General features: G+C 60.0%; 19 protein-coding genes. 13 read left to right on the top strand and 6 right to left on the bottom strand.

The features are described from left to right. The 3 genes from KDL09_RS21695 to KDL09_RS21685 all read left to right on the top strand — a co-directional run. Positions 1-369 (top strand): hypothetical protein (locus tag KDL09_RS21695; protein WP_294389790.1); only part of this gene is annotated, 369 nt, incomplete at its 5' end. Positions 370-411: 42 nt separating this feature from the next. Then, the gene (locus KDL09_RS21690; protein ID WP_294389788.1) at positions 412-1,788 is read left to right on the top strand and encodes a Gfo/Idh/MocA family oxidoreductase; all 1,377 of its coding nucleotides are present in this window, start codon (positions 412-414) and stop codon (positions 1,786-1,788) included. Between the two features lie 96 nt (positions 1,789-1,884). After that, complete coding sequence (locus KDL09_RS21685) at positions 1,885-2,121, top strand: hypothetical protein (RefSeq protein ID WP_294389786.1); 237 nt, start codon at positions 1,885-1,887, stop codon at positions 2,119-2,121. A 1-nt stretch (position 2,122) separates the two neighbouring features. On the opposite strand, the gene KDL09_RS21680 is transcribed toward KDL09_RS21685, so the two are convergent. Continuing rightward, positions 2,123-3,364: a glycoside hydrolase family 71/99-like protein gene (locus KDL09_RS21680; protein WP_294389785.1), complete on the bottom strand. Its 1,242-nt coding sequence runs from the start codon at positions 3,362-3,364 to the stop codon at positions 2,123-2,125. A gap of 52 nt (positions 3,365-3,416) precedes the next feature. Between KDL09_RS21680 and KDL09_RS21675 the strand changes: the two genes are divergently transcribed. The 4 genes from KDL09_RS21675 to KDL09_RS21660 all read left to right on the top strand — a co-directional run bounded on the left by KDL09_RS21675 (position 3,417) and on the right by KDL09_RS21660 (position 6,896). Then, positions 3,417-4,466: a serine hydrolase domain-containing protein gene (locus tag KDL09_RS21675; RefSeq protein ID WP_294389782.1), complete on the top strand. Its 1,050-nt coding sequence runs from the start codon at positions 3,417-3,419 to the stop codon at positions 4,464-4,466. A gap of 75 nt (positions 4,467-4,541) precedes the next feature. Further along, positions 4,542-4,982, top strand: coding sequence for a RidA family protein (locus tag KDL09_RS21670; RefSeq protein WP_294389780.1), 441 nt, complete (start codon positions 4,542-4,544; stop codon positions 4,980-4,982). Positions 4,983-5,025: 43 nt separating this feature from the next. Beyond that, positions 5,026-6,384 carry a tRNA (N6-isopentenyl adenosine(37)-C2)-methylthiotransferase MiaB gene (gene miaB, locus KDL09_RS21665; protein ID WP_294389777.1) on the top strand — a complete coding sequence of 453 codons (1,359 nt, stop codon included), beginning with the start codon at positions 5,026-5,028 and terminating at the stop codon, positions 6,382-6,384. After that, entirely contained in the window at positions 6,381-6,896 is a 516-nt protein-coding gene (locus KDL09_RS21660; RefSeq protein WP_294389775.1) for a GNAT family N-acetyltransferase, read from the top strand. Before miaB ends, KDL09_RS21660 begins: the two co-directional genes overlap by 4 nt. Here the strand turns inward: KDL09_RS21660 and KDL09_RS21655 are convergent. Next, positions 6,860-7,786, bottom strand: a complete 927-nt coding sequence (locus KDL09_RS21655; protein ID WP_294389773.1) for an adenylate/guanylate cyclase domain-containing protein — start codon at positions 7,784-7,786, stop codon at positions 6,860-6,862. The genes KDL09_RS21660 and KDL09_RS21655 overlap by 37 nt on opposite strands. A gap of 295 nt (positions 7,787-8,081) precedes the next feature. Here KDL09_RS21655 and KDL09_RS21650 point away from each other — a divergent pair, with 295 nt between their 5' ends. Together KDL09_RS21650 and dnaE are read left to right on the top strand one after the other, a co-directional pair. Beyond that, entirely contained in the window at positions 8,082-8,765 is a 684-nt protein-coding gene (locus KDL09_RS21650; RefSeq protein WP_294389770.1) for a hypothetical protein, read from the top strand. A gap of 55 nt (positions 8,766-8,820) precedes the next feature. After that, positions 8,821-12,366, top strand: a complete 3,546-nt coding sequence (gene dnaE, locus KDL09_RS21645) for a DNA polymerase III subunit alpha (RefSeq protein WP_294389767.1) — start codon at positions 8,821-8,823, stop codon at positions 12,364-12,366. Here the strand turns inward: dnaE and KDL09_RS21640 are convergent. Beyond that, on the bottom strand, positions 12,350-13,021 hold the full coding sequence (locus KDL09_RS21640) for an ElyC/SanA/YdcF family protein (RefSeq protein ID WP_294389763.1): 672 nt from the start codon (positions 13,019-13,021) through the stop codon (positions 12,350-12,352). The two genes, dnaE and KDL09_RS21640, sit on opposite strands and share 17 nt — an antisense overlap. Before the next feature lie 93 nt (positions 13,022-13,114). Here KDL09_RS21640 and rlmB point away from each other — a divergent pair, with 93 nt between their 5' ends. Continuing rightward, entirely contained in the window at positions 13,115-13,693 is a 579-nt protein-coding gene (gene rlmB, locus KDL09_RS21635; protein ID WP_294389761.1) for a 23S rRNA (guanosine(2251)-2'-O)-methyltransferase RlmB, read from the top strand. A gap of 12 nt (positions 13,694-13,705) precedes the next feature. On the opposite strand, the gene KDL09_RS21630 is transcribed toward rlmB, so the two are convergent. Genes KDL09_RS21630 through KDL09_RS21620 form a run of 3 tightly spaced genes read right to left on the bottom strand, consistent with a single transcriptional unit; the run spans position 13,706 to position 17,575 of the window. Further along, the gene (locus KDL09_RS21630; protein ID WP_294389759.1) at positions 13,706-14,461 is read right to left on the bottom strand and encodes a hypothetical protein; all 756 of its coding nucleotides are present in this window, start codon (positions 14,459-14,461) and stop codon (positions 13,706-13,708) included. Between the two features lie 56 nt (positions 14,462-14,517). After that, positions 14,518-14,928, bottom strand: a complete 411-nt coding sequence (locus KDL09_RS21625) for a c-type cytochrome domain-containing protein (protein WP_294389755.1) — start codon at positions 14,926-14,928, stop codon at positions 14,518-14,520. Positions 14,929-14,986: 58 nt separating this feature from the next. Then, positions 14,987-17,575: a GYF domain-containing protein gene (locus KDL09_RS21620; protein ID WP_294389750.1), complete on the bottom strand. Its 2,589-nt coding sequence runs from the start codon at positions 17,573-17,575 to the stop codon at positions 14,987-14,989. A 101-nt stretch (positions 17,576-17,676) separates the two neighbouring features. Here KDL09_RS21620 and KDL09_RS21615 point away from each other — a divergent pair, with 101 nt between their 5' ends. From KDL09_RS21615 to KDL09_RS21605, 3 genes are all read left to right on the top strand, one after another. Then, positions 17,677-18,021, top strand: a complete 345-nt coding sequence (locus KDL09_RS21615; RefSeq protein ID WP_294389748.1) for a nucleotide pyrophosphohydrolase — start codon at positions 17,677-17,679, stop codon at positions 18,019-18,021. Beyond that, positions 18,018-19,058: a 16S rRNA (cytosine(1402)-N(4))-methyltransferase RsmH gene (gene rsmH / locus KDL09_RS21610; RefSeq protein ID WP_294389743.1), complete on the top strand. Its 1,041-nt coding sequence runs from the start codon at positions 18,018-18,020 to the stop codon at positions 19,056-19,058. The genes KDL09_RS21615 and rsmH overlap by 4 nt, the downstream gene beginning before the upstream one ends. Positions 19,059-19,100: 42 nt before the next feature. After that, positions 19,101-20,835 (top strand): LamG domain-containing protein (locus KDL09_RS21605; RefSeq protein WP_294389740.1); only part of this gene is annotated, 1,735 nt, incomplete at its 3' end.

Below are 20,835 nucleotides of genomic sequence, written 5' to 3'. Positions count from 1 at the left end.
GGCAAAGCCGTGATGCGCGAGATCGAAGACGAAACCAAGCCCCTCGAAATCACCCTCGTCCCCGGCCAGACCGTGAAGGCCTGGATTCGCGCCGTGCGCCTCAAAGACGACGGCATCATCAACCTCGACGTCCATGGCCTCCCGCACGGTGTCATCGTCGATGACATCGGCCTCAACGGCGTGCAGATCCGCGCGAAAGAAAACGAGCGCCCCATCTTCTTCCGCTGCGCGAACTGGGTTCAGGATCAGGACAAACTCATCCACGCCGCCCTCAGCTCCGCCCGCAACGAACACGACAGCGCCGGACTTCAGACGAGCTTTCCGATGCTGATGAAGATTCGCAGAGCGCCGGGCGTGGCGGTGAAGTGACACGTGAGAGAGTGGCGCCAACAGTTGCGTTCACACTGCCTCATGAACCGTCGTTATTTCCTCCAGCAGTCCCTTGCCGCCTCCGCTTACGTTTCCGCTCCGGCCATCCTGAGCGCGAAGTCGCCGAACTCGATGTTTCAGGTCGCCTCCATCGGAGTTGGCGGGATGGGCGGGAACACGATGATGAGCGTGCTGCAGCATCCGAAAGTACGCATCGTGGGCATGTGCGATGTGGATGCAAAGACGCTGGCACTGGCGCAACGAGGCGAGAGTTCGCGGCGGAAGGAGTTGCAGGATCCGGCGGCGAAGGAACGGCTGGGTGAGTCGGCGGTGTTTCGCGATTATCGCGAGATGATTTCGAAGCTGGGCGACAGTGTGGATGCTGTGACGATCGGCACTCCGGATCACATGCATGCGGCGATGGCGGTGACGGCATTGCGGGCGAAGAAGCACGTCTATTTGCAGAAGCCGCTCACACATCACATCCACGAGGCGCGGATTCTCAGCGCCGAGGCCGCCAAGTCCGGTGTGACGACGCAGATGGGCACGCAGGGCCACTCGAACATCGAAACTTCGCTCGCCGTCGATCTCATCAGCAGCGGCGCCATTGGCAAGGTGAAGGAAGTCATCTGCTGGGAGAACAAGAAGGCCAACTGGTGGCCCAAGGTCACCGACCGCAAACCGCAGGCCGATCCGGTGCCGGAGAATCTCGACTGGAACCTGTGGCTCGGTGTCGCGAACGAGGTGCCGTTTCTCGATGGCGCGTATCATCCGTCGATGTGGCGTTCGTGGGTCGATTTCGGTGTCGGCATGATGGGTGACATGGGCTGCCATTACTTCGATGTCGTGTTCGCGTGCCTCGGTCTGAAAGCGCCGAAGCGCGTGCGTTGCCTCGACGAGGGCAGCAAGGGCGAACTCTACGCTCAGAAGCGCCATCTGGAGCTCGAATTTCCCGGCACACCGCTTACCGCAGGCGACACGATCAAGATGACGTGGATGGACGGCGGTTATCCGTATGATCCGAAGGTCGTCATCAAGCCCAGCGTGCTTACCAAGGACACACCGAGCGGGATTTTCTTCGTCGGCGAGAACGGCGGCATCTTCAAACCGCACCAGCAGCGTCCCTGGCTCGTGCCGGAGGCGAATTTCACCGGCTACACCTATCCGAAGACACGCATCGCCAATCACTACACCGACTGGGTGGATGCCTGCATGAAAGGCGAGAAGGCCGCCACCGATCTGCCGACCTACGGTTGTCCTGTGACCGAGGCTGTGCTGCTTGGAGTTCTGGCCGAACGCAATCCACACGACTGGATCGAATGGGATACCACCGCAGGCCAGGTCACCAACAAACCCGAACTCAATACGCAGCTCACGCGGAAGTATCGCGACGGGTGGAGCGTCGAGGGGCTTGGTTGAGAGGTGATTAACATCCGCAAAGCAACCACAAAATCAGCACAAGTTTGGCATCGCAGACGTTGCGCTCCGGCAATGTCGTCGTAGCATCTGAACTCAATGAGCGCGCACGAGCACAAACCAGACTCACGTCTGAAGCAGGCCGAGAAGATCGCCACGCATCCGGAGCAGTACAAGGTCTGCGAAGGCTGCGGCTCGATCGTGGTGACGCGCGCCGTCACCTGTCCGAGCTGCCACGCTTATCTCTTTGATGCCACGCCTGATCGCGTGATCGCGCAGGCGAAGGAACTGGCTCTGCGTGCCGCGAATTCGGTGCTGGCGTCAGACTTGTCGTGAATCATTGCCCGCGTTTGGGCATTGCATCCGAAGTTTCACCCCGCAGCAGTTTGCCCAGCGTTCCGGTGAGCCACAGGTAATGATCGTTGGGAAGATCCGGTTCGGAGAGGAAGCGGCTCTCGCCGACAGGTGGGTGGTTTTCGGTTTTGAAAATGGCCGTGCCTTCATCGAGTTCGTCGAACATGGCGACGTAGAGCATCTGCGCGCCAGCTTGTTTGGCAGCGAGGGCCTGTGACCAGAGGAATTCGCCACCACGTCGTGGAATCTGATCGAACTTCGCCTCCTGCCCGCGTGACTTCGAGAGGTTCTGCCAGCTGAAGCCGGGGAAGATGACCGGCAGGTAGTCGAGATTGTGTTCGGCGCACCAGGCGATGTCAGGCTTGAGGATTTTCTCACCACGACTGGCAGCGTCCTGTGGCGTGCCGAGTCTTCCCACGGCCCAAGGGCTCACGATGTCGGCGCGGGCGATGAGTTCGTGCAGCTTTGGATCCTTGATGCAGTCGTGATCGAGCGTGCGCCAGTAGTAGGGCACTCCGAGCATGATGGCGCAGCCGCCGAACTCGGGATCGTCGCGCAGGAACGAGATCAGCGCCGACCACTCCTCGAGCATCGGCGCACGATCGTTGAAGCCGAGACCCCACAGCGCGACGAGCGGCTTGCCGTGATGCTTGAAGTAGGCCGAGCTTTGGAGGTCGAGGCGTTTTTCCGTGGTCAGGCGTTTCCAATCTTCGATCACCAACTGGATGCCGCCTTCCTTGATGCCGCTCAGGTCATACATCAGCGTCCAACCGCGGCCGTTCGCCTTAGCGGCGGCCTGACAATGCGCGAGCACCTGATCCATCGGCTCACGGAAACGTTTGTCGCGCGTGGTGGTGGCGAAGCGTTGGAGAAAGACGCCGTCGATGCCGTAGTCGCGCATCCATTTGAAGTGAAGCTGCGCGGTGGACTCGCGCACGGAGCTGAACACCTCGGCTGGGCTGCCGTCCACGTATTTGAACGGCGTCGCCACGCGATCCTGTGGCGGCAGTTCGCTTACATCCGGCCACATCTCGATGTGCGCGTGCCCCGGCTCGAATTTGTCGTCCGCGGCGTAGTGGTGCCAGCCGTTGTTGCTGCCATCGCCCTCGCAGCGAAACCAGCCCTGGTAGCCGCAGACGACCTTGCCCGTGAGCGTGCTGGTATCGACGACCTGCGCGTGCAAGGTGACGGCTGACAGAAGAGACAAAACGAGGAGGCGGGGCATGGCGGATGTTTTCGTTGACGGCGGAAGCGCGTCAAGGTGTGATGTGTTCCGCATGAAACGACGCGCCTTCATGGGTTCGCTGGCCGCCTGCCCGGCCTTTGCCGCCGTGCCTTCGAAATCGGAGGGCGCGGCGGTCCGGGCCATCGCCGAAACGTTTCTTCGCGAGCATGGCATCGGCGGTATGAGCATCGCGTATGGCAGGGACGGCGTGATCGAGTTCGAACAAGGCTATGGTTTTGCCGATGCGGATCAGAAAGAAGCAGTCACGCCGGAGCATCGCTTTCGCATCGCCAGCATCTCCAAGCCGATCACGGCCACCGCGTTGATGATGCAGATCGAGCAAGGCCGCTTGAAGCTCAGTGATACCGTTTGGGGGCCGAAGGGCCTGCTTGGCGGCGATTACGACGGCGATCTGGCCGCGATCACGATTGATCATCTTCTCACGCATGCGAGTGGTGGCTGGTCGAATGACAAGAACGATCCGATGTTCAAGAACGTCGCGATGAAGCACGATGAACTTATCGCGTGGACGCTGGCGAATCAAAAGCTGACGCACAAACCGGGCGAACATTTCGCCTATTCGAACTTCGGCTACTGCGTGCTCGGTCGTGTGCTGGAGAAACTGTCTGGCAAATCGTATGCGGAGCATGTGAGCGAAGCGGTCTTCGCCAAATGCGGGATCACGAGCATGTGCATCGCCGGAAACACGCTCGCCGAGCGTCAGCCTCCCGAAGTGATGTATCTGACGGAAAAGCCAGACGCGGCCTACCACATGAACGTGACCCGCATGGACTCGCACGGCGGCTGGATCGCCACCGCAGGCGATCTGGTGAGGTTCGCCTCACAACTGCCGAAGCTGCTCAACGATGAGTCAATCCGCACGATGGCCACCCACGGTGTCAGTGAAGGCTACGCGCGCGGCTGGAACGTGAACAAGGTTCCGAATTGGTGGCACACCGGTTCATTGCCCGGCACCAGCACGATCATGGTTCACACCGCCAAAGGCCTCTGTTGGGCAGGATTGCTCAATGGGCGCAAGGACAGTCTCGGTCTCGCACTGGATAAGCTGATGTGGCAGATGAGCCGCGAACTGAAGGCGTGAGAGGCGATTGATCGCAGGTCTTTGCCAGTTTTCGTTTTCCAAATCGTATTCTGCGTTCACTTCTCATTCCCAACCATGACTCCTCAACAAAAAGCAGAATCCCTCGGCATCACCTTCGCAAAGCAAACCCCCGGCTACCTGAACCTCTGCATCCGCAGCGGCAGCCAGCTCCTCACCTCCGGCCACGTCAGCGACATGAAGGGCAAGCTGGGCGCGGGAGTCTCGACTGAGGACGGCTACAAGGCGGCGAAGAACTGCGCCGAGAAGATTCTGAACTCGGTTTGGAACGTGCACGGCACCATCGACGGCCTGAAGGTCATCAAGGTGCTCGGCTGCGTGAATTCGACGCTCGAATACAGCGACCAGCATCTCGTGATCAATGGCTGCAGCGACCTGCTGCACGAGATATTTGGCAAGGAAGGCGACGGCTACCATGCCCGTAGCGCCCTCGGATTTGCCCAGCTACCCACGGGGGCTGCCGTCGAAGTCGAGGCGATCTTTGAGATCAAGGCGTAGGCGGTTGTCATTTGGGCCGGGGCGCGTATTCTCTCCGCCCCCAGTGCCCAAAGTTCACATCAAAACCTACGGCTGCCAGATGAACGAACGCGACACCGAGCAGGTGTCGCAGATGTTCGTCGAGCGCGGCTATACCATGACGTCCACCGACACGGACGCGGACGTGGTTTTGATCAACACCTGCTCCGTGCGCGACCAGGCGGAGCAGAAGGCGCTGGGCAAAATGGGCATGGTGCGCCGCCGGCGCATCCCGCTCGTGACCGGTTTCATGGGCTGCATGGCACAGAGCCGCGGCAGCGAACTCGTGGACAAGGCGAGGGTCGATCTCGTCGTCGGCACGCAGAAGTATCACCGTGTGGTCGAGTATGTGGACGAGATCATCCGCGCCAAAGAGGCGAAACAGATGGACGACGAGCGCTTCTCCATCGTCGATGTCGAGGAAGAGGAGCAATCGCAGAATACCATCCGCGATCACACGCTGAAGGAGAAGCAGGGCAGTGCCTTCGTCAGCATCATGCAGGGCTGCAACATGAAGTGCACCTTCTGCATCGTGCCCTACACGCGCGGCGGGGAGCGCGGCCGTCCGATTGCGGAGATTGTTGAAGAGGTGAAACGCCTCGCGGATCGTGGCGTGAAGGAAGTGACGCTGCTGGGCCAGATCGTGAATCTGTATGGCAGGCACGAATTCCCTGTCGTCGATGGCAAAAGCCCCTTCGTTCAGCTTTTGGAGGCCGTGCACGAGGTGCCGGGCATCCAGCGCATCCGTTTCACGAGTCCGCATCCGATTGGTTATAAGAAGGATCTCATCGAAGCCTTCACCTACCTGCCGAAACTCGCCGAACACGTGCATCTGCCCGTGCAAAGCGGCAGCGATGCGATTTTGAAGCGCATGCACCGTCCGTATTCGACGGCGAAGTTCATCGAACTTGTCGAGCGCATCCGCGCCGCACGTCCCGGCATCGCCGTGACCACGGATGTCATCGTCGGCTTTCCCGGCGAGACGGAGGAGAACTACCTGGAAACGCGTGCGCTGTTTGAAAAGCTGCGCTTCGACAACGCCTTCATCTTCCGCTACTCGAAACGCCGCGGCACGCCTGCCGCCGAGATGGAAGATGCCATCCAGGTGCCCGAGCGTGTCAAAGAGGAGCGCAATCAGGACCTGCTCGCCCTCGTGAACAGCATTGCCCTGCCGATGTATGACGAACTCGTCGGCAAAGAGGTAGAGATCCTCTGCGAAGGCCCGAGCAAGACGAATGAGGCGCGTCTCACCGGTCGCACGGGTTCCAACCGCATCGTCGTCTTCGACGGCAATCCCGAACGCCACACCGGCGAGATCTTCAAAGTCCGCATCGCTGAAGCCGGGCACTTCACGCTGTTTGGCGACCCCGTTTTGCATGCATGAGCATCGAGCTACGGACTCTGAGGCGTGAGCATGCGGCTTCGTTTTGCCGATTGGTGGTGGCACTGGCTGAGTTCGAGAAGCTCACGCCGCCGGATGAGGCCGCACAGGCTCGCTTGGTCGACGATGCCCTCAGTGAAAAGCCGCGCATCGAAGTCTGGCTGGCGTTTGTGGACGGTGACGTGGAGCCGTGCGGCTACATGATTCTGATGGAGACGTATTCGAGTTTTCTCGCGTTGCCGACTTTGTATCTCGAAGATGTTTTTGTGACACCGGAACGCCGCAATGTGGGTGTGGGAAGTGCCTTGCTGAAGAAGGTCGTGAGCCTCGCGTATGAGCGCGGCTGCGGTCGTGTGGAATGGACGGCGCTCGACTGGAATGTGAACGCGCAGCGTGTTTACGAGCAGCGTCTTGGCGCGAAACGCCTGAGCGAGTGGTTCCTCTACCGCATGACCCGCGAGGACATGGCCCGTTATCTTCAGACCGACATGGTCGGCACGTCGATCAGCGAATAGACCTCGACGGGATCCGGCTGGCCTTTCACTGGATGAATGCCGGCATTCTGGTAGAGCTGCAATCCTTCCGGCCAGCCCTGCAGGAACGGGGCGCCCGCAAGCACGGGCACCTGAAGCTTGCGTGTCAGGCTTTCAATTCGGAAGGTCACGTTCACGGCCTCACCCACCGCGGTGTTCACCCCGCGGCCCATGGCTCCCAAAGCGACGTCTCCGATGTTCAAACCGATGTGGCAGTGAACCTCAAGGTTCATGTTTTCCTTCAGCCACTTGCGCTTCGGGGAATTGCTGGCGTCGGGGCTGCTGAGAAGTTTGGCGGCTTCAGTGGCGCGGACACGGGTGGCGTGGTCGTCACCCGGCCAGTAGGCAAACACACCGTCGCCGATGAACTTGTCGATGATGGCGTCGCGGGACTTCAGCACCTGTTCACATTGGGCATACCACTCGCGCAGCATGGCAGCGACTTCTTCCGCACTGAGCTGGGCGGAGATGGAGGTGAAATTGCGAAGGTCGCCCACCAGCAGCGTGGCTTTCACCGTCTTTACCGGAAGGGCGATCGTGTGAAGCGACTGCGTGCTGACGTTGCTGGATTCGCTCGGTGGACGTTCCTCTTCCTGGCTGTCGAAAACAAAGGTGCTGGTGCCAAATTGCACGCGGTCACCGTGTCTCAGTGCGCGTGCGGTGGTCACGGCAACGTCGTTGACGAAGCTGCCGTTGGCGCTGCCGAGATCGGACACCCAGAACAGCTGCCCATCACGCCGAATCGTCGCATGTTGACGCGACACACCGCCGTCCAGAAGCCGGATGGAGGCATCCGGGCTGCGTCCGATCAGGTTGAAGTCTTCGAGGGTGATCTCGAGATCTTTTTCCAGCGATTTGAGTGTGGCGCCCATACGGGTGTTCTGACGGAATATCTGTTGAAGCAATTTACGCGCCTTAAGTCAAGCGCGGTCGCGATGTAGCTACAAGGTTTTTCGCAGCTTCTTTCGACAGGCGGTCTTCCCATCTGAAAATCAGCATTGTAAACTCGAGGGAGGGCTTTCTGACGTGACGATCAATTTGCCATTGTCTCGTGCTTCTCCACCATGGGCCATGGTTGATCGGATTTTCCGCAGCAGATTCTTAAGAACGGTCGTCCCGATAGTCTTGGCGGCCCTCAGCACGGCGAGCGCGCACGTTGTGCCGAGCATGACACTTGAGGCTGATTTTTCCGCAGGAGGCACCTACTCGCTGCGCATCAATGTGGACCCGCGCATCTTCCTGGCTACCGATCCCACGACGCTGCCACCGGTTCCAGCGTCCTGGTATCGGGAGCAGACGCCTGAGCAGATCGCCGCCACGCACCAGAAGGCGCAGGAATACCTTTCAGGGGCGCTTGTCGTGCTCTTTGAGGGCAAAAAGGACGTCCTGCCCGCGTGTGAGATCCAACCCATCGATGGCTCCGACAACACCCCGCTCAAAGCAGACACCCTGGAGGTGCATCTGCTCGCCGTGGCAAAAGGAGAAGTCCCTGCCGGGGCGACCACGTTCCAGATTGACTTTGCCCACGACGCCAACACCAGCCTGATCCTGCTTCACACCCAGGGCGGCAACTCCGATCTGCGTCCGCAGGTGATCTTCCCCGGGGAGACCAGCCGTGCGTTTCACCTGAAGGCCGCCGCACCGCCTGTCACGGCCTCTCCGGCATCCCCTCAGGCTGCTCCTTCCGCCAAACAATCACCTTCGCCAGCTTCGGATGCCAATCGCCTCTATCTGATCGTCGCTGTGTCGATCACCGCCATTCTGGTGATCGTGGGATGGCAGTTGTTGAAGCACTACCGTCATCATCATCGGTTTCACCGCAGGCCGAAGCCAAATGATGTGAACAACTAGGACAACTAGGTCTTGTCGCGGGTGGCCAAACGGGGTTAATCCTGTCCCCCAAACCATGCCCGACTCCTTCGTCCACCTCCACCTGCACACCGACTACTCGCTGCTCGACGGCGCGGTGCGCATCGACGCGCTGATGAAGCGCGTGAAGGAGCTGGAAATGCCCGCCGTGGCCGTGACCGATCACGGCAATCTGTATGGTGCCATCGACTTCTACATGGCGGCCAAAAAGGCCAAGCTGAAGTCCATCCTCGGTTGCGAGGCCTACCTTGCGCCCGGTTCGATGTTCGACAAAAACGAGGTCGCCGGCCGCAAACGCGCTTCGCATCTCACCTTGCTCGCCGCGAGCAACGAAGGCTTCGAAAACCTCTCCAAGCTCATCACCAAGGGACACCTTGAAGGCCAGTGGTATCGCCCGCGAGTGGACAAGGACGCCCTGCGCGAGCACTCGAAGGGCCTGATCTGCCTCAGCGGCTGCATCAACGGCGAAATCAACGAACTGCTCCTCTCCGACCGCAAGGACGAGGCGGAAAAGAGCCTGCAGGAGTTCCGCGACATCTTTGGTCCGGAGAATTTCTACCTCGAAATCCAAGACCACAACATGGAGGCGCAGCGCAAGAGCGCGCGTCAGATGATCGAGTGGGGCAAGCAATACGGCCTCAAGACCGTTGCCACCAACGACGTGCATTTCCTCAACCGCAGCGATCATGAGTCCCACGACATCATGATCTGCATCGGAACCGGTGCGAGCATCTACGACCAGAACCGCATGACCTACTCGCCGGAGGTCTATTTCAAGACTGCGGAGGAGATGCGCGCGCTGTTCTCCGAAGTGCCCGAGGCCTGCGATGCCACTTTGGAGATCGCCGAGCGCTGCGACGTCAAAATCCATCTCGATTCCACCTCGATCGACCGCTATCCGCAGTATCCGATGCCCGACGGCGGTGATCGAAACGAGTATCTGCGCAGACTCACCCAGGAAGGCCTCGAACGCCGTTACGGCCGTGACCGTGCTCTCAATGACGAGGTGCTGCAGAAGCGCATGGAGGTCGAGCTCGCGCTGCTGAAGGAGAAGAACTTCACCAGCTACTTCCTCATCGTCTGGGACTTCATCAACTGGGCGCGCGAACACGGCATTCCCGTCGGTCCGGGTCGTGGATCGGCCGCGGGCTCGCTCGTCGCCTTCTGCCTCGGCATCACGGACATCGATCCGCTGCGCTTTGAGCTCGTGTTCGAACGATTCCTGAATCCCGAGCGTGTTTCGCCTCCCGATATCGATATCGACTTCTGTCAGACACGGCGTCCGGAGGTCATCCAATACGTCCGAGAAAAATACGGCGACCTCAGCGTCTGCCACATCATCACCTTCGGCACGATGGGCGCGAAGTCCGTCATCCGTGACGTGGGCCGCGTGCTCGGCTGGAGCTACGGCGACAGCGATGCGCTGTCGAAGATGATTCCGAACGAGCTGAACATCGATCTTGAGGAGTCGGTGAAAAAGAACCCCGACCTCGCCGCGAAGCTCGAAGCCGACACGAATGCGCAGGAGCTTTGGAGACACGCCACCTTTCTCGAAGGCCTCACGCGCGGCACCGGCGTGCACGCCGCCGGCGTTGTTATTGGCGACCGCAGGCTCGACAACTTCATCGCTCTCACGCGCGACAAGGAAGATGCCATCCTCTCGCAATACGCGATGAAGCCGCTCACGGAGCTGGGCATGCTGAAGATGGACTTCCTCGGCCTCAAAACGCTGACGGTGATCCATGAAGCCGAGTATTGGATCAACAAGCGTGTTCCCGGCTTCAAGGTGGCCGATGCGCCGCTCGAAGACACGAAGACCTTCGATCTCATCAAACGCGGCGAAACGGTCGCCGTATTCCAGATGGAATCTGGCGGGATGGTCAACACCTGCAAACAGCTCGGTCCGGACACCATTGAGGAAATCATCGCTATTCTCGCGCTGTATCGTCCTGGCCCGATGCAGTTCATTCCGGACTACATCAAACGTAAGAAAGGCGAAGAGCAGGTCGAGTATCCGCATCCGCTGCTCGAAAAAGTCGCGAAGGAGACCTACGGCATTCTGGTTTATCAAGAGCAGGTGATGCAGGCCGCGAATTTCCTCGCCGGCTTCTCGCTTGGACAAGCCGACTTGCTTCGTCGTGCGATGGGCAAGAAGGACGCCGCCGAGATGGCCCGTCAGCGCCTCATCTTCGTCGAAGGCTGTCTCAAAACGAACGACATCAAGGAGAAGACCGCGAATTCGATCTTCGATTTGCTCGAAAAATTCGCGCAATACGGCTTCAACAAGTCGCACTCCGCCGCTTACGGGATCGTCACCTATCGCACGGCCTACCTGAAGGCGAACTACCCCGTCGAGTTCATGGCGGCGGTTCTCAGTTATGAAATCAGCAACCCGGACAAGATTGCGAACTTCGTCTCCGAGTGCTTTGAAATGGGCATCAAGGTGCTGCCGCCGGACATCAACAAGTCCTCGCTTAAGTTTGCGCCTGAATTCGTTCTGAATCCCGATGCGGAACCTGCCACGCAAGATCCCAGCGTTCCGAACTCGATTCGCTACGGTCTGAGCGCCATCAAGAACGTCGGTGAAGGCGCAATGGAGGCCGCGATTGCCGAGCGCGAGCAAAACGGGCCTTACACGAGCCTCGAAGACTTCGCGGCGCGCATGGACAACCGCGCTGTGAACAAGAAACTCATGGAGGCTCTCGTGAAAGCGGGCGCGTTCGACTACACCGGCGAATTGCGCGCCGTGATGTTCGCCAAGCTCGAACAGGTGCTCGCTTCAGCGGCATCGATGCAGAAGGACAAGAAGGCAGGGCAGGGCGGTCTGTTTGATGATTTCGATCTTGGCAAACCGAAGAAGTCGAAAAAGAACGAACCGGAGGAACCTTCGATTATATGGAGCACGGACGAAGTTCTCGCCTTTGAAAAAGAACTGCTCGGCTTCTACGTCAGCGGCCATCCGCTCGACAGCTACCGCGGTCATTTTGACTCGCCCAAGCTCGTCAAGATCGCAGGCATCGAGGAGATCGACACCAAGGAGAAGCCCAGCACGCACACCATCGCCGGTATTTTGAGTCAGCTTGAGGTGCGTTACTCGAAAAAGGACAACCGGCCCTTCGCCACCTTCAAGGTGGAAGACTTCACCGGCGTGCAGGAGATGATGTGCTGGAGCGACGACTACGAAAAACTCAAGGACGTACTCGCCAACGGCGCTGTGATGGCCTTCCGCGTCCGCGTCAGCAAGGATCAAAAGACCGACGGCAACCGCTGCACCTGCAACGACGCCAAACCGCTCAAGCCGAAGGCCGCCAAACCGCGCAACGCAGGCGATCCTGATCCGTCACTGCCTCCGCCGCCCAAGCCGCCTCCGCCGCCGAAACCCATCGTGTTGAAGCTCAACACACGGCAGCACGATGAAACCGATCTCGAGCGCATTCACGAGGTGCTGACGCAGTTTCCAGGCACGCTTCCGGTGTTCATCGAGATCTCTCAGAACGGTCACAAGGCCCGCCTTGAGGTCGATGAATCGCTCCGCGTCACCCCGGGTCCCGATTTGCGCCGGGCGCTCACGGTGTGGCTTTGAGAGGGGCCACCGGCACCGCCACCTTTTCGCCGAGAAATCTCGGCTGCGTTCCCAGCACGTTGATATCCAGCATCGCCTTCACGCAGGCCAGTTTCTCACGCAGAAACGTTTTCACTGACAGTGTCACCGGCACATCCGCCGCATTCAGACCCCACGCTTCCATCCCAAACGCCTTCGCGAGGTAAATCGCCCGCGCATTGTGAAATCGCTGTGAAACAAAAATCACACGCGACTGCCCGAACACTTTTTTCGCGCGCACCACCGAGTCCAGCGTGCGAAATCCGGCATAATCACACACGATCTGCGACTCCGGCACGCCCATCTGCACCAGCACGCGCTTCATCTCCGTCGGTTCGTCGTAGCCGCGTGTGCCGTTGTCACCGCTGACGATCAGCGCCTTCACCTTGCCCGACTTGAACAGCGCCGTCGCGGCTTCCATGCGTGGCAGGAAGAACAGATTGGCCCTTCCGTCCAGCATTCGCGGCGAAGTGCCCAGCACCACTGCCACAGGAGCGTCGGGGACCTCTTCCGCATGATCGAAGCAGCGTCCTGCAGAGGTGTGCGAGATCCAGGCTTCGCATCCGAACACGAGTGCCAGCCCCAGAGCCACCACGACGGCCAGGTGCGGCCCCCAGCGTTTGAGAAAGGTCTTCATCCCAAACCCCTCTTGCCAGTTCACACAGCCTTCAAGCTGATGCTTCTATCATTTTGCCAAATCTCATTCGCGGCGCACTGTCCGGCATCACTCATGCGCCCCAATCGTCCAGACCAGCCCGTTGCCCGCCAGAACCGCCACGCCCGTTCCGACAATCAGGTGCGCGTGTATGACGAAGGGGATATTCCCTCGATTCTCGAAGGCAAAGACAGCCCGCTAGTCCTCATCCTCGACTGTGTGCAGGATCCTCATAACCTCGGCGCCTGTCTTCGCACCGCCGATGCCGCAGGGGTCTGTGCCGTCATCATGCCGAAGGACAAAACCGCCCCCATCACCGAAACCGTCGTCCGTGTGGCCTGTGGTGGTGCCGAGAACATCCCGCTCGTGCGCGTGACCAATCTGGTGCGTGCCATGGACAAGCTGAAGGAACTCGGCGTCTGGCTCGTCGGCACGGCGGATGAAGCCACGCAGAGCCTCTACGATCTCGATCTCAAAGGCGGAATCGGCATTGTCATGGGCGCGGAAGGCCCGGGTATGCGCCGCCTCACCGGTGAACACTGCGACTTCTTGGTCAAGATTCCCATGGCAGGCAAAGTCGAATGCCTGAACGTCTCCGTCGCCACTGGAGTGTGCCTTTTTGAATGCGTGCGTCAGCGGCAGCCGAAGAAATGAACGTGCCTTCAATTAGAACGGCGCGGGACCGAACAGCAGATCCTTGATGTCCTGATCGTTGTCACGGCGACGTGACTGCGGGCCGCCCGGGCCTCCACGACGTTCAGGATCCTCCGGTGTGTTGCCGAGTACAATGTCCCACGTGCCGACGAGTTCCTGACTGTCCTTGCTCATCGGTTTGAACTCACGGATGACGGAAAGACGCTGCTGCTCCGTGCCCATGCCGCGCAGAATGCCGTCGCGATCGTTCTGCGGCACGCCGGCGATGAAAAGCTGCGTGGTCAGCATGCTCTTGTCGTTCTGTTTCACACGAATGTGCCAGTGGATCGTGCGTCCGGTGTAGAGCCCGGGCTTGATCGTGCGGAAGCGATACTCGCCTTTCGCATTCGTCTCGATCTTGCCGAAGCCCTGGAAGTTCGGATCGCGCTCCTTGCCGCGTTGCGTGCCGTTGCTGTGGATGTAGCAGCCGTTCACGTCCGCCTGCCAGAGCTCGATGACATGGCCGGACAACGGTTTGCCATCCGCATTGAGCAAACGCCCGCCAAACTCCGTCACCACGCCACCGGCGGGTGCTTTGCCACCGATGATCTGCGTGAGGTCATTGTCCTGGTCGATCGGCACATGATCGGGGTAATACGGACCTTCGGTTGCACGCGGAGTGAGTGTCAGCGCTTCCGCGTAGAGGTCACTCGTGATGATGCCACCGGTGGTGAGCAGCAGGCTACGCAGAAGAGCGCGGCGGCTTTGGGGGATATAAAAAGGGTTCATGACGTTTCGTGTCATGAACCCTCTTGCTGAAACTTCGTTTCAGAGAATCACCTGTCTCATGGTTTGGGATGCGTCACGGCGATCGCTCCATCCTTCCCCTCGGGCCACTTCGCGCCTTCCTTGATCCACTGGCGGATGGTATTCACCTCGTCCTTCGGAATGCGATGGCCTGTGGCGGGCATGGCCTTCTTGTCCTTGGGCGGCAGGGTTAGAGCGAGGTAGAGCATGCTTTTCTCGGGCGAACCCGGAACGATGGCCGGACCGGCTTTGCGTTTCTGGAACGCATGCTCGCGGTTCTGAAGATTGAGTTCGCCGAGAATGGTCTCGGAGTTGTGGCACTCGACGCAGCGGTCGGCGAGGATGGGCTTGATCTCCTTCACAAAATCCACCGGCGAATCGTCGGCGGCAGAGAGGGAGGTGAGGGCGAAGAGCCCCAGAATGCTGGCGACAAGGGTGGATGACTTCATGGCTTAACCTCAACGACGATTCATGGCGAGTCTATACAGAGCTTGCGGGGAGCTGGGACTATTTTGGCCCGGACGGAGCGGCTTGCTCCGGCTCAGGCGCGTCGAAGATGTGTGGATTGCCCTTCTGCAAGGCCTCGAGAGCCCGGGCACGATTGTCTTCATCTTTGGCACTTTTTTCGGACCTGCTCGCCCGGTTGAGTTCGAGAGTGCAGTGCTGCAGATAGAGCTCCTCCGGCTTTGGGGGCGAAGCATGCTCCTCCAGGAAAGACCAGGTCATGGTTCCGGTCATGCCATAGCCAGTCTTCGGAGCCTGATCCTCAGGGAACTTGTACGTGAACTTCAGCAGAAACACGTCGCGCTGGTCCTTGTTCGGCGGCCAGAACAGTTTCTTGTGGTCGTACACTTCGATGCTCAGAGGCTCCTCTCCCAGTTCGTTCGGGTGTTGCAGCCAGCGCGACATCTCGGCCTGTGCGGCAAAGGCGGGCTCAGATGCTTCCTTCGGGACGGCTTTTTCCTGGTCGAGTTCCTTGAGGTAGTCCCGGGCGCGGGCGGATTGATGGATGTCGAGGCAGGCTTGCTTGAGGAAATCGAGGCCCTGCTTGCCGCCCGTCTTCACGTCCGCCCATGCCGCCTCCATGCGCACCGCCTTGTCCGGATGATGCAGCGCCACATCGATCAAATCACCACGCACCTTCGCATCAATGAAAGCGGCTCCCAGCGCGGCGCTGTGGGCGTAGCTGGACTGCTTGGGATCCGGGTTTTGCAGCCAGGCTTTGAGCTGTGCGGCGCCTTTCGTGGAATTGAACGGGTGAGGACCTTCCCAATCGTCGAGGCCGAGCTGGTTGGCCGCGTCCAGCAGCAGAACGCCCGCGAACCCGGTCGGTGGATCATCGCGAAACGCCGCCATCAGATGTTCGGTTTGCGAGTGTTCTTCATCAAAGGCATCCAGAACCCGGCTCCACCCATAGGTGTCTGGCAGTTTTTGCTGACGCAAGGCAGTGACGACAAGATCTGTGGCCCGTTCGTCCGAAGAGGATGCGAGCGCGGAAAGCAGACCGAAGAAGCTGTCGGACTCCTCTGTTGAAAACGGCTCCGTACGCTTCAGGCGTGCATCCGCCCAGGCGCGCATGGGCTCCAGTGCCAGATTGTCGAATGAGCTGAGAAGCTCCTCCTTTTCGATCGCATCTCGCAGTCCCGCGAGCGCGGCCATGTCGGACGCAGTTTGAGCCGTTTCACCCGTCCCCGCCGCGATCTTCTTGGCCGTAGCTAGGATCGCATCAACATCTTGAGGGATGCGAGGAACGGCGTCATCCGCGTCCAGCTTGCCGAGCGTTTCTCCGAGCGTTCCCGGTTTGCCCGTCTTGTCCCATTGGATCAGATGTTTGGCCAGACTGTCAGAAAATGCGGCCGCATAGCGCTGAGTCAGTTCCTGCTCCGTGAAACTGATATTGCACTGCGTTCCCGTGTCTTGGAGGATCTTCTCCGCGATCAGCCCTGTGATCGGATGCAGGATGTCGAAATGATCACCGGGCAGGTGGAAGGATTTGAAGTACTTCATGGCCCGCAACTCCATGAGCGCAGCCGAACCTTCGTCGTAATACTCGCCGCCTTCGAAGTAGAAGGTGGGCCGGCGGATGAAGCTGGCGTAGCGCATCGGGCTGCGCAGGCGGTGGTCAATCTTCGAGTTCGGATCGTATGGCGTGTTGCCGTATCCTTCGCCGTCACCCAGCGTTTGCACACCATCGATCATGCCGCCAAAGGAGAAGGCGGCGCGAAAACTGTCTGAACTCACCGCCGCCAGCAGGGTCATGGTGCCGCCCGTGCTATGTCCGCCGATGTAAACCCGCTGCGGATCGACATAGGGCAGCCGTTTCACGTGTTCGATGGCCGAGAGAAAGTCCCAGAGCTCGTTGTAGAACAGCTCGAAGCGGCCGGGGTTGTCGTTTTCACCGCGCCAGGACGGGCACATCATCACGATGCCCTTCTCACGAAAAGCGCGGGCTGACTGGTCGTTGCGCTTGCCCCCCGGTTCCCAGAAATAGCTGCCGATGCCGCCGAATCCGCCGTGAGCCCAAACGATCGCCGGATGTTTCTTCCCATCCTTCGGATCTGGCGTGAGATACGCGGCCATCTTGCCCCCGGGGCTTTGATAATGGATCAGTTCAAACACCTTGCCGTCCGGCACATCGGCCGGGCCCGCAGCTTGGAAACTCGACTCCCGCCATTGGGGAAAGTGGTTTTGCCGCTCCTCAAACAACGGCTTGAACGCCATCTCGTCGGTGCCGTCTTTGACGATTTTATCAAACACCCTGCTGAAGGTCAGGCCGAGAACCGCGACGCATCCCCCCATTCCCAGCAGCACGATTCCCAGCGTGATCCACAGCCACGTCAGCGATTTCTTTTTCGGTGCGGGCTGGACGGAAGCAGCGAAACCGCGTGGCGGAAGGGGCGGCGGCATCGGCGCCGCAGTCTGCGGCATCATTGGCGGCAGGATCTCGCGCAGCGGCCTCCAATCCGCCATGCCCTCGCACCAGCCGGATTGATCGATTGAAATCTCTCCGCGGGCGATCATCCCGCGCAACTGCTCCAGCGTGTAAGGACCGGCCTGCGCAGCGTGATGAATGATGTAGTATTCGACGGCTTCCATGAATGAGCGCGAACTTTGCCGCAGGCGCGCATTTAGTGTCAAGGCCGGCCCGTCCGGGTGCAAACATTTGCTCCGGGCCTGATCCCCCGCATCATGCAGTCATGACCATCGAACAAATCACCGAGCGCATCTGTGCGTTTCGCGACGCCCGGGACTGGATGCAGTTTCACAATCCCAAGGAACTCGCCGTCGCCATCACCGCGGAGGCGGGGGAGCTGCTGCAGCACTTCGTCTGGCAGCAGCCGGGACAGATCGAGCAGCGCGTGAAGGACAAGATGCCGGAGTTGAAGGACGAGATGGCCGATGTGGGCATCCTGTTGTTTGAACTGGCCAACAACTTGGGCGTCGATCTCGGTCAGGAGATGATCAACAAGATCGAGCGCAACGAGAAGCGCTATCCCGTGGCGAAGGCGCGTGGATCGAACGCCAAATACAACGAGCTGTGAGCGAATCGGAGGTTCCAACGCCGCATCGCCGTCGTCCGCGCTACTCGGGCAAGAATCCGCGTCGTTTTGAGGACAAATACAAGGAGCTGAATCCCGAGCGATATGCCGAGACGATCGCCAAGGTGCGCGCGTCCGGCAAAACACCCGCTGGGCAGCATGTACCGATCCTTTTGAACGAGATCATGCAGATCCTCGCGCCACAGCCCGGTGAACGCGCCGTGGATTGTACGCTTGGCTATGGCGGACATGCCAGCGCGTTGCTGAAGGCCGTGCAGCCTGGCGGCACTTTGCTCGCGCTCGATCAGGACCCCATCGAGATCGTGCGCACCGAGGCGCGGCTGCGTGCCAGCGGTTGCGAGGAGTCCGCGCTCGTCGTGAAACGCATGAACTTCGCCGGCTTGCCCCGTGCGCTCGCCGAACTCGGCTGGAGCGATGGCGTGGACGTGCTGCTGGCCGATCTCGGCTGCTCCTCGATGCAGTTCGACAATCCCGCCCGCGGTTTCAGCTTCAAGCACGACGGCCCGCTGGACATGCGCATGAATCCTCAGCGCGGCGTCTCCGCCCGCGATCTGCTGCAAAAGCTCTCCGCTGCGAAGCTGAAGATGATCCTCGAAGAAAACGCCGATGAACGTCACGCGGCCTTGCTCGCCGATGCGCTTGCCGGCACCGATCACGCCACCACCCGATCACTCGCCGAAGCGGTGCGCTGCGCGTTGCCTCATCGTGTCGATGACGAAGAACGCGACGCCACCGTGCGCCGTGTGTTTCAGGCCCTGCGTATCGCAGTGAACGAGGAGTTCACCGCGCTCGACACTTTTCTGCATCAACTCACGAACTGCCTCCGCTCCGGCGCCCGCGTCGTCATTCTCACCTTCCACTCCGGCGAAGACCGTCGCGTGAAGCACCTCTTCCGCGATGGACTTCGAGGTGGAATCTTCAGTGCAACCAATGACGAGGTGATCCGACCGTCATCGCAAGAAACCCGTGACAACCCGCGTGCTGGGCCGGCGAAGTTGAGGTGGGCGGTGAAGGCGTGATCTCTGTGCGAAACATCCCGGTGGCTTCGTACTTCACCGACCATGTTCCAACCGTCGCGTTTGATTCTCCTTAGCGTTCTTTGTTTTCCGTGGGTCGCCAGCGCCCTGCAAGAGACTTGGGAGACGGGTTACACGAAAGATGATGCCAATGGCAAATGGGTGCTGGGGTATTGGAAGTTCGATGGCGAGGCGGCTTTGAAAGATGTATCCGGGAAGGGTAATGATCTCTCGCTGCAAGGCGCGGTCTTGAGCGCGAGAGGGAAGTTCGATGGCGGACTGGAGTCGTTTCCGGGGTTTCCGGTGCAGGACAAGCGGCATGGGGCGATGACGGCGGCGAAACCGGCCCTGTCGCCGAAGGGGGCGTTCACGCTGGAGATGTGGATCAAGCCGAAGGCGGAGTTCAAGCCGGAACTGCGCTGCTACCTGCTCGACAAGAAGTATGTTGATCACACCGACTACCAGTGGCAGATCGGCGATGCGGACAAGGCGGGGCTGCGGCGCATGTTTGTGACGCTGGGTTTCGGTGCGGAGTCGAAGGCGGTCTATTCGCTGCCGTTCAAGCTCGAGACGGATGTCTGGCAGCATGTGGCCTTCACGTATGATGGCGTGGGCGGCGCGAAGTTTTATCGCAATGGCGTCGCGGCGGGCGGGGCGAAGCTCAAGGGCTATGGCGCGGTAACGCCGGGCGTGAAGGCGCTAAGCATTGGCGACCGGCTGGGGAGCAATTACGGCGGGTTCCCCGGAATGATCGACGAAGTGCGCATCTGCGACGGTGTGCTGAGCTTTGAACGCGTGGCGATGCAGATCGTGACGACGCGGCAGGTGTGGCAGCGAATGGAAACGGCGAAGCCGCTGGAGATCGTGGTGACGAACCTGCGACGCGAGACGATGACGGGCGCGAAGCTGTCGGTGAATCTCGGTGGAAAGGACGAAAACTTCATCGTGCCCGATCTTGCGGCGGGAAAGAGCTTCACGGCGAAGTATGTGCTCAACACGTCGCTAAAAGCGGCCGACTACGAATTGCGCGCGCGATTTGAAACCGGGAAGTATGCCACGGAGCAGTCCGCGCACCTGCAGATCGTGCCGCGTCTGGCGCCGCGCATGCCGGTGATCATGTGGGGCGCAGGTGGTGATGAGATTGCACGATTGAAGGACATCGGCTTCACGCATTTCATCGGTCTCGGTGCGGATGTGGGTGCGATTTGGGCGAATCGCGCCGTCGCACCGCCGGGGAAGCCGGAGATGATCGAGCGCAACCGTCACACGCTTGATCAAGCGCTGGCCAACGGGCTGGGCGTGGTGGCGAGTTTGTCACCGGGACGCTTTCTGGAGAGCGATCCGAAGTTCCTGCGCGTGGACCGCGTCGGGAAGCCGTATGCGCGGCAGGACATCTGCGCGTCGATGCCGGACTTCGCGCCTTTTTTTCAAGTCGTCGGCATGAGCATGGCGAAGGCCTACGGCGATCATCCGGCCTTCACGACGGCGCTGATCGACACGGAGGTGCGCGATGCATCGCAGCCGTCGTTCAATGCGGTGGACATCGAGAACTACCGCAAGTTCGCGAACGCGGACATTCCCGCAGAAGTGGTGACGCGCGGCGGCGTGGACTGGACGAAGCTGAAAGACTTTCCGAAGGATCGCGTGATCGCAGATGATCATCCGATTTTGAAATACTACCGCTGGTTCTGGACGGTGGGCGATGGCTGGAACGCATTGCACACGGCCCTGAGCAAGGGGGTGAAAGGCAACGGACGACGCGACTTCTGGACCTTCTTCG

The sequence above is a fragment of the Prosthecobacter sp. genome (genome assembly GCF_020439865.1).
Classification (GTDB): domain Bacteria; phylum Verrucomicrobiota; class Verrucomicrobiia; order Verrucomicrobiales; family Verrucomicrobiaceae; genus Prosthecobacter.
This window is presented reverse-complemented; position numbering and strand designations above follow the sequence as displayed.

What these genes read in the sequence shown, in the direction of transcription:
- rlmB (WP_294389761.1), top strand. Translation starts at nt 13,115, where the DNA reads ATGCGCCCCAATCGTCCAGACCAGCCCGTTGCCCGCCAGAACCGCCAC.
- KDL09_RS21660 (WP_294389775.1), top strand. Translation starts at nt 6,381, where the DNA reads ATGAGCATCGAGCTACGGACTCTGAGGCGTGAGCATGCGGCTTCGTTT.
- KDL09_RS21685 (WP_294389786.1), top strand. Translation starts at nt 1,885, where the DNA reads ATGAGCGCGCACGAGCACAAACCAGACTCACGTCTGAAGCAGGCCGAG.
- KDL09_RS21640 (WP_294389763.1), bottom strand. Translation starts at nt 13,021, where the DNA reads ATGAAGACCTTTCTCAAACGCTGGGGGCCGCACCTGGCCGTCGTGGTG.
- KDL09_RS21625 (WP_294389755.1), bottom strand. Translation starts at nt 14,928, where the DNA reads ATGAAGTCATCCACCCTTGTCGCCAGCATTCTGGGGCTCTTCGCCCTC.
- KDL09_RS21670 (WP_294389780.1), top strand. Translation starts at nt 4,542, where the DNA reads ATGACTCCTCAACAAAAAGCAGAATCCCTCGGCATCACCTTCGCAAAG.
- KDL09_RS21650 (WP_294389770.1), top strand. Translation starts at nt 8,082, where the DNA reads ATGACACTTGAGGCTGATTTTTCCGCAGGAGGCACCTACTCGCTGCGC.
- KDL09_RS21655 (WP_294389773.1), bottom strand. Translation starts at nt 7,786, where the DNA reads ATGGGCGCCACACTCAAATCGCTGGAAAAAGATCTCGAGATCACCCTC.
- KDL09_RS21690 (WP_294389788.1), top strand. Translation starts at nt 412, where the DNA reads ATGAACCGTCGTTATTTCCTCCAGCAGTCCCTTGCCGCCTCCGCTTAC.
- KDL09_RS21675 (WP_294389782.1), top strand. Translation starts at nt 3,417, where the DNA reads ATGAAACGACGCGCCTTCATGGGTTCGCTGGCCGCCTGCCCGGCCTTT.
- KDL09_RS21680 (WP_294389785.1), bottom strand. Translation starts at nt 3,364, where the DNA reads ATGCCCCGCCTCCTCGTTTTGTCTCTTCTGTCAGCCGTCACCTTGCAC.
- KDL09_RS21615 (WP_294389748.1), top strand. Translation starts at nt 17,677, where the DNA reads ATGACCATCGAACAAATCACCGAGCGCATCTGTGCGTTTCGCGACGCC.
- dnaE (WP_294389767.1), top strand. Translation starts at nt 8,821, where the DNA reads ATGCCCGACTCCTTCGTCCACCTCCACCTGCACACCGACTACTCGCTG.
- KDL09_RS21630 (WP_294389759.1), bottom strand. Translation starts at nt 14,461, where the DNA reads ATGAACCCTTTTTATATCCCCCAAAGCCGCCGCGCTCTTCTGCGTAGC.
- KDL09_RS21620 (WP_294389750.1), bottom strand. Translation starts at nt 17,575, where the DNA reads ATGGAAGCCGTCGAATACTACATCATTCATCACGCTGCGCAGGCCGGT.